Origin of the sequence: Parablautia muri, from assembly GCF_009917485.1 — a bacterium.
GTDB classification, from domain to species: domain Bacteria; phylum Bacillota; class Clostridia; order Lachnospirales; family Lachnospiraceae; genus Suilimivivens; species Suilimivivens muri.
Window position 1 is genome coordinate 20434 of the sequence record NZ_QZDT01000048.1, and the last position, 8308, is coordinate 28741.

The window sequence follows — 8308 nt, forward strand, 5'->3', positions numbered from 1 at the left end:
TTTATCATAGAAATATAAAATCATATCATTTAAAGGCTATGAAAAGTATAGCGGCTTAAGTGATAAAAGACATCAGATGAAAGGAATCTAATAAGCAATGAGGAAAAAAATCTTACGATTATTGGCAACAGGCCTGCTGGCAGGAATTATGCTGGCAGGATGCGGTAAAAAGAACGAGGGAGAAGTGAATCCGGCGCCTTCTGCGGAGGAAATACCCCAGGAGACGCCTGCAAATACACTTGAACCAACCCCGGAAGGCTTTCCCACTGTCTCAGAGAGGGAGATGGTTGACGGGAAGATGCAGAGCTACCTGACCGGTGAGTGGAAGGATGAAAAAATTGTGAACAGAAGACCCATTGCAGTTATGATACCTAACAATTCACCTGCAATGCCTCAATATGGAATTTCCAAAGCAAGCATCATTTATGAAGCGCCTGTGGAAGGGCGTATTACCAGATTGATGGCAGTTTTTGAAGACTTTGATGATTTACAGAGGATTGGACCGGTTAGAAGCAGCCGCGATTATTTCGTGTATGTGGCCATGGGGTATGAGGCGCTCTACTGTAATTGGGGACTTGCAAGACCTTATGTGGAAGAACTGATTAACCGGGATACGGTCCAAAATATCAGTGCGGCGGTAGAGGGAATTTATAATCCTGCACACGAAGCCTTTGACAGAGTCAGCCGTCCGGGCTATGCAACAGAGTTTACCGGGTATCTTTTTATAGATGGCCTGCTTGAGGCAGCGGAAAGACTTAACTACGATTGGGAATATGATAATGACTATGTGCCTCCCTTTACCTTTGCCGCTGATGGAGTGAGGGCGGAGGATAACTATAAAGAAGCGGATGATGCAACCATGATTTACCCGGGAGGACATGAGGGAAATAAAGGCGGCTATGGCGCCTATAACCCCTATTTCGAATATAACAATGAAGATAAGTTATATTACAGATTCCAAAACGGGGAAGAACAGATTGATGAGATGGACGATAGCCAGCTTGCTGTGTCCAATGTTGTTTTCCAGTATTGCCATGGTGAAGTGAGGGATGACCATGATTATCTGGCCTTTGCCGTTCACGGAGAAGGGGATGCGATTGTTTTTACCGGCGGGAAGGCTATCAAGGGAACCTGGGAAAGATATGATGGTGATACCACACCTGCAAAATTTTATGACAAAGATGGGGAAGAAATTATTTTTAACACAGGCAAGACGTGGATTTGTAACATCTGGGAAGAATATGGGGAGTTTGTGGAATACGAATAGACTTTATGCGTTTAGCAAAGACCGGTAGTTTACAACTATCGGTCTTTTGTGTATAATAGCATTCGTGAATTGTGTTCTTACAGCAGGTTCGTCAACAATCCCGCTGTAAGTAATGGGGCATCAAGCCTGCAGCGCGCACGCTGGAAAATACGTGCTGCACAGTACATTCTGCATGGCAACGGAGTATTTGACCCTCGCGGCAGTCACCCAATATCTATGAGATGCTTCACAGCGCTATAAGCACGTCTACTTAGCTTGCTGCTGGCGGGAATAAAGGCGAATCCATCAAACATAGTTTTTGGGAGTAACGGTACAGCCTTGTTGAACTGTTACCTGCAAAATGATTTGTGGGAACCTGTTCACCCGGACTTTGATAATTAAATACGAATGATTAAATTGTCATTGTTTCCCTTATTTAGCGCCATGACCTTTCAGGGAGCGCATCTGCAAAAGCAGGAACTGCGTGAGAGGTTGACGAGGTAAAGAGTGATCGAAAATTCGGCGGATGCTCTTTCGTATCGCCTGTGATGCGTGATATATCGACAAATATGCGGGTAACTGCAAAACAAATACGGTATAACGCAGGTATGTTATGAAATCGTAATAGAATAGGTAAGCTCTAAGCGCGGTGGGTGCAGATAGAGCATATAATAAATTTATAGAAAAAATGAGGGAAACAAAATGTGTGGAATTATTGGATATACAGGAAAAGGCAATGCAGGGATGATTATGCTGGATGCATTAGAGCTTTTGGAATACAGAGGATATGACAGCGCAGGAATTGCTCTTTTGGATGAAGGAAAGACACAGATTGTCAAACAGGCAGGCAGAGTGAAGGATCTGCGGAAACTGTGCAAGGAGCAAAAGCCGGAGGGACAGTGCGGAATAGGCCATACCAGGTGGGCTACCCATGGCGGCGTGTCGGATCAAAATGCCCATCCCCATAAATTTGGTAAAGTTACACTGATACACAATGGCATTATTGAAAATTATAAGGAACTGACAGAAAAGTACGGTTTAGAGGGACAGCTGCAATCCAAGACGGACAGTGAAGTGGTGGCGGCCGTACTGGAACACTTTTATACAGGGGATCCTTATTCGGCAGTACGCAAGACAGTGCTCAAGCTTAAGGGAACCTTCGCGCTGGCAATTCTGTTCGAAGATCAGCCGGATAGAGTATTTGCTGTCCGTAATGTAAGCCCTATTGTAGCATCTGTCACAGAAAGCGGAGCCATGCTGTCTTCCGATGTGGCGGCAATCGTGCCTTTTACCACAGATTATTTTGTGGTGCCCGAATTTCATGTAATCTGCCTTTCACCTGAGGGAATCGATATGTTTGACTTATCCGGAGATAAGGCGGAAATCGAATGGCTTAAGGTAGACTGGGATGTAAGCCGCAGCGGCAAGGGCGGTTACCCTTTTTATATGGAAAAGGAGATTATGGAACAGCCCCAGGTGATAGAGGAAACGATATTGCCCAGAATCAGGGATGGAAAGCCTGATTTTTCGGAAGAAGGGATACCGGATAGGGTGCTTGCAGACTGTAAACGAATCTGTGTGATAGCCTGCGGAACCGCCATGCATGCAGGGCTGGTTGGAAAAAGCCTGATTCAGGCGATGATTGGCATTCACGTGGATGTTGTGATGGCTTCGGAATTTATGTATAATGATCCCGTGGTGAACAAAGACACATTGGTGATTGCGATTTCCCAGTCAGGTGAGACCATTGATACCTTGGAGGCGCTTAAGTTTGCAAGAAAATGTGGATCTCCCAGTATTTCTGTGGTCAATGTAAAGGGGGCGTCCATTGCCCGGGCAAGCGAGTATGTGATTTACACCAACGCAGGGCCGGAGATTGCAGTGGCAAGTACCAAGGCATATACCACCCAGCTTGCGGTTCTGTACCTGATCACGGCAAGGATGGCTATGGCAAGAGGGCTGTGGGAAGAAGAAAGGCTTTTGGTCTTTATGAATGAGCTGCAGCGTGTCCCCAAGGTGATGGCAAAGGTGTTGGACACAAAAGAGGAAATCCACCGTCTGGCCGGCGTGATTTTAAATGCCCGGGATGTATTTATGATTGGACGCGGGCTGGATTATTCTATTTTGCTGGAGGGATCTCTTAAGTTAAAGGAGGTTTCCTACATTCATTCGGAGGCCTATGCTTCCGGCGAGCTCAAGCATGGAACCATTGCGCTGATTACGGAGGATACGCCGGTGGTTGCGGTGGTGACACAGGATAAACTAAAGAGCAAGGAGCTTTCCAATATCCGTGAGGTTCAATCCAGAGGGGCAAGAGTAGTACTTCTAATCAAGGAAAATGAGACATTGGATGAAGGCGAACAGTGGAGCTGTGTTTACAGACTGCCGAAAATGGATGATCCTTTTATGGTGATGCCGGCCTCCATTGTGTTACAGCTGATTGCTTACTATGTATCCCTTGATAAGGGATTGGACGTAGATAAGCCAAGAAATCTGGCCAAAGTAGTAACGGTGGAATAAAGATAAAACTTTAAAAGATAAGGGAAACAATGACAAGATGAAGAAAGAAGAGTTTATTAAAGTTACGGTAAATCAGTCAGGATTTGAGTATGATATTCATTCTCTGGTGAAAGCTTTTTATCCTGCTGATGAAGTAAAGGTACTAGTTGGAGAGGAAGAAAGCTCAGACTCAAAGGAAACTTTGCATATTCATTTAGAGAAGGAAGCTGTTTGGCTTACCCATGTCAGTGGGGGGAGCGGAACGGCTTCTTTTGGTGGCCGGAAAGCGTTGCTGCCTGCGGGCATAGAGCGGCCGGAGGTGAAAAACCGCTTAAAGAAGCTGATCTACGAGGCACTTTCAGAACATACGGGAAAGAAGCTTCCCTGGGGAACGCTTACAGGAATTCGCCCAACCAAAATTCCTATGTCTATGTTGGAGGAGGGCAGAAGGGATGAGGATATCTTAAAGTATATGAAAGATACCTATTTCATCAGTGATGAAAAGGGAGAGCTGTCTTTACAGATTGCCAAAAGAGAAAAGATACTGCTTGATGATCTTCACTATGAGAATGGGTATAGCCTGTATATTGGGATTCCTTTTTGTCCCACCACTTGCCTGTACTGTTCCTTTACCTCCTATCCGATTGCTTCCTGGAAAAAGAAAATCGGTTTTTATTTGGATGCACTGGAAAAGGAAATTGATTTTGTGGCGGAAAGCTATAAGGATAAGGTATTAGATACCATTTATATTGGCGGCGGGACACCAACCACTTTAGAGCCGGAGGAGCTTGCAAGACTTCTTTCCAAAATAAAAAATAGCTTTAGCCTTTCTAATCTGAAGGAATTTACGGTTGAGGCAGGGCGTGCGGACAGCATCACACCGGGAAAACTTAGTGTGCTGAAAGAGTATGGGGTCAACAGAATTTCAGTCAATCCCCAGACAATGAAACAGGAGACCTTAGATTTAATCGGGAGAAAGCATACGGTTTTACAGGTGAGGGAAGCTTTTGCCATGGCAAGGGAGGTTGGTTTTACTAACATCAATATGGATTTGATTCTGGGATTGCCGGGAGAATCCATAGAAGATGTGCAAAAAACCATGACAGAAATCGAAAAACTAAATCCGGACAGCCTTACGGTACATTCGCTGGCCATTAAGCGGGCTTCCAGGTTAAATCAGTGGGTGATGGAAAATGGAATATCTTCCCTGAAAAATACGGATGAAACCATGCATATCATGGCAGAAGGGGCCAGGCGGATGGGAATGGCGCCCTATTATCTGTACCGCCAGAAAAATATGTCCGGTAATTTTGAAAATGTGGGATATGCCAGGGCTGGAAAAGAGGAGAAGGGTGGAAAGAGCTTAAAGAGGACGGATGAGACTGACGTTGCAAGTATGCGGCAAAGCACGGAGGGGCATAAGTTTGGGATTTATAATATATTGATTATGGAGGAAAAACAGACCATTATCGCTGTCGGAGCCGGGAGCATATCAAAAAGGGTATATCCTGACGGACGTATCGAAAGATGCGAAAATGTCAAGGATGTAGCGTCTTTCATAGAAAGAATTGACGAAATGATTGAGAGAAAACGGAAACTTCTTGAGGATTAAAAAGAGTTTTTGTTGTACATTAAAATAGGGTTAGTACATCAATTGTACATCAATTTTTTACCCGGTAGTACTGAATAATACTTGATGATGTAGAGGAACAACCTAATATAGCGCCTAAAGGACAATCTTATTCTAACGAATAGGGCTGTCCTTGTTTGTTATAGTCAATCATCAAGAATGGAGGAAGAAAGAATGAGTAGTACAGCGTTAGGAGCAGAAAAAGAGAAAGCGATTATTTTTATCAGCGATGCACATGAAAAATTCTACTATGAGAAATTGAAAGAGGTCAGGTATCAGGACGTGTACCACAAAGCACTTGTATATTGTCTTGGTATCAGCGATGACACAAGAAGAAATATCAAAAGCATTTATAACTTTAAGACAGGCTGTGTAAAAACGGAGTGTCTGCATGAAGGATGGCAGACCAGCGGGAGTTTAAAAGTAGTCAGGATGGCGTTTAACCTTTACTGCAATGGTACGCCAAGTGTCTTTGATTATGATGATGCGGAGGAACAGGTGGACGAGTGCAGGCTTTATACAGTGGAGGAATTATTCTGCTGTGCCTATGCACCTTATTTTTGGCAGGCGGTACAGATCAGGTATCCGGAATATGCAACGTATAACCACAATCTGTACGCCATGTTCGGAGGACGGGATTGATGTTAAAAGTCAGGCTTATGGGAACAAAGAACGATATTAAGTGGTTCGGGAAGATTTTACAGAGGAACCCGAAAATCGAGGTGACGGAGTTTTCCGATATGTTCCCAAACAAAGGGACAAAGAAATATTACAGGACTTATGTGGAAGTCAGGAAAAGCAACGTAAAAGAAAACCAGTAGAAAGCAAAGGAGAATTATCATGTGTAAAATAATCGCAATCGCAAACCAGAAAGGCGGAGTCGGTTATGAAAAGCTATATATTATGCAAAGTTGGCAATAGAAATCCTTATGAATAAAGCATTTTTAGGTTGATTTACTTTCCATAATCTATCACGATTTAAGTGTATTTTATCAAATCACTTAAGGAGGAACACATGATGGAAAAATTAACTTTGCAGCAACTGATCAACCAAACCGGGGAAGCACTCGTACAGGCAGGTGCATCCAGCTATTACCAAAAAGTATTTAAAACTCTTACAAAACAGCTTTTGCTCTACTCCCACGAACAAGGTACTGATTCTTTCAGCATGGATTTTGGATTACAGTTTTTAGAAGACCATTATTCTATGTCATCTAAGATAGCGTTGAAAAAATGGTGTACCGCCTATTCCCGTTGTATAAATGCTTTGGCAGAATACCAGAGTTCAGGGAATGTAGTTCTTTATTTTGCCATGGATAAAAGAGCGTATACTTTCCCAGAGGGATTTAGATATAGCGCAGAAGCATATATTTCCCATCGAGAAGATATCGGGATAATAAAAAAATCAAATAAGATTTTCAGTTTATATCTGGAACGCTTTTTTACGTTTTTAAGCAGGAAGAACATTGCTTCTTTAGATACACTGTCTCTCAAAGACGTTTTGGATTTCATGGCATCTTTGAACTGTTATGAAAAACCAACCATAAATCATACAATGCGTGCGGTGCGCTATTATCTGAAATACTGCTATGAACATGGTCTTATGGAGCAGGAGATGTTTTCAAAACTTCCAAACCCTCATTACAACAGGCAGATCCGATTACCTTCTTCGTATTCAGCGAATGAGGTGACGAAACTTCTTGATTCGATTGACCTTGGGAATCTCTGCGGAATCCGTGATTATGCAATCATTCTTCTGATTGCAAGACTTGGATTACGCAGCAGCGATGTCGCAAATTTAAGGTTTTCCAATATCGACTGGGAAAGAGAAGTAATCCATTTAAACCAGGTAAAAGCAGGAAATCCGTTAGAACTTCCTCTTTTAGAAGATGTTGGCGAAGCGATCATTAACTATCTGAAGAACGCAAGGCCTAAAACCGATTCGGATCACGTTTTTGTGAGGCAGGTTCCTCCTTACACGGATTTCAATCCGGGTGCGGTCGGCGCCCTTGTAAGGGTACGTCTCCAGAGATTGGGAATCCATCTTAAAGGGAAAAAGAAAGGCTCCCACACACTCCGCCACAGCCTTGCGAGTCGCCTGTTGGAGCATGAGATTCCGCTTCCGGTCATTTCAGAAATCCTGGGGCACACAACTACTGAAACTACAATGGCATATCTTCATATTGATATCACCGAGCTTCGGAAATGCGCATTGGAGGTGGCAATCTAATGACAAGAGTCAGAAAATCCCCATCCATGACAGGTTCATTTGCGGAAGTTGCCCAGGAATTCATTCAGTACAAAAGAAGCACAGGTTTTAAATATGCAGATGAACCGAAATGTTTATCCCGGTTTTGCCGTTTCAGTGAAGAACAGGGTGTCACAGAAATAAAAATATCCCGCTCCCTTGCAGAAAAATGGACAGCGCCCCGGGCAGGTGAATCCGAAAAAAGTCGGTCACACCGCATTACCTGCATAAGACAGTTTGCCATATACCTTAATAACCTTGGTTATGACGCTTATATCATGCCAGAAGTGAAGGGTTTGAATCACAGTTCATTTGTACCATATATATTTACGCATGAGCAGATAGCAGCTGTGATCAAAGCCGCTGATGAAACAGAACCCAAAGAAGTTGCAAGAAATATGCATCTGGCGTTACCAGTGATCTTCCGGATTCTTTATGGCTGTGGGCTTCGTGTGTCAGAAGTTGTCGGACTTCGCTGCAGGGATGTGAATCTCAAAGATAGGATTCTTACGATCCGTGAAGCAAAGACTGACCGTGACCGGTATATCCCATTATCAGATTCCGTAAAAGAAGCCTGTATATCCTATGCAGATAAAATCTGGTGGGAAAAAGACCAATGTCATTTAGATAAGGACGATGCAAAGAACAGTGTATGTAGAAATATGTACCCTGTTCTTTTTTTGTA

The 8308-nt window shown here is 43.4% G+C and carries 7 protein-coding genes; all 7 read left to right on the plus strand.

Annotated features, from left to right (window positions below):
• Nucleotides 1-97: 97 nt before the first annotated feature.
• Entirely contained in the window at nt 98-1267 is a 1170-nt protein-coding gene (locus tag D5281_RS19490; RefSeq protein WP_160561740.1) for a DUF3048 domain-containing protein, read from the plus strand.
• 681 nt (nt 1268-1948) lie between these two features.
• Nucleotides 1949-3766 (plus strand): glutamine--fructose-6-phosphate transaminase (isomerizing), encoded by a 1818-nt coding sequence (glmS, locus tag D5281_RS19495; RefSeq protein ID WP_160561741.1) that lies wholly within the window; start codon nt 1949-1951, stop codon nt 3764-3766.
• Nucleotides 3767-3803: 37 nt separating this feature from the next.
• Nucleotides 3804-5357 (plus strand): coproporphyrinogen dehydrogenase HemZ, encoded by a 1554-nt coding sequence (hemZ, locus tag D5281_RS19500; protein WP_160561742.1) that lies wholly within the window; start codon nt 3804-3806, stop codon nt 5355-5357.
• Between the two features lie 192 nt (nt 5358-5549).
• Nucleotides 5550-6017 (plus strand): DUF6075 family protein, encoded by a 468-nt coding sequence (locus D5281_RS19505; RefSeq protein ID WP_160561743.1) that lies wholly within the window; start codon nt 5550-5552, stop codon nt 6015-6017.
• Nucleotides 6017-6196, plus strand: coding sequence for a hypothetical protein (locus tag D5281_RS19510; protein WP_004066881.1), 180 nt, complete (start codon nt 6017-6019; stop codon nt 6194-6196). The genes D5281_RS19505 and D5281_RS19510 overlap by 1 nt, the downstream gene beginning before the upstream one ends.
• Before the next feature lie 194 nt (nt 6197-6390).
• The gene (locus D5281_RS19515) at nt 6391-7605 is read left to right on the plus strand and encodes a site-specific integrase (protein WP_277935470.1); all 1215 of its coding nucleotides are present in this window, start codon (nt 6391-6393) and stop codon (nt 7603-7605) included.
• A partial coding sequence (locus D5281_RS19520) for a tyrosine-type recombinase/integrase (protein WP_277935471.1) occupies nt 7605-8308 on the plus strand: 704 nt, incomplete at its 3' end. The genes D5281_RS19515 and D5281_RS19520, both read left to right, overlap by 1 nt.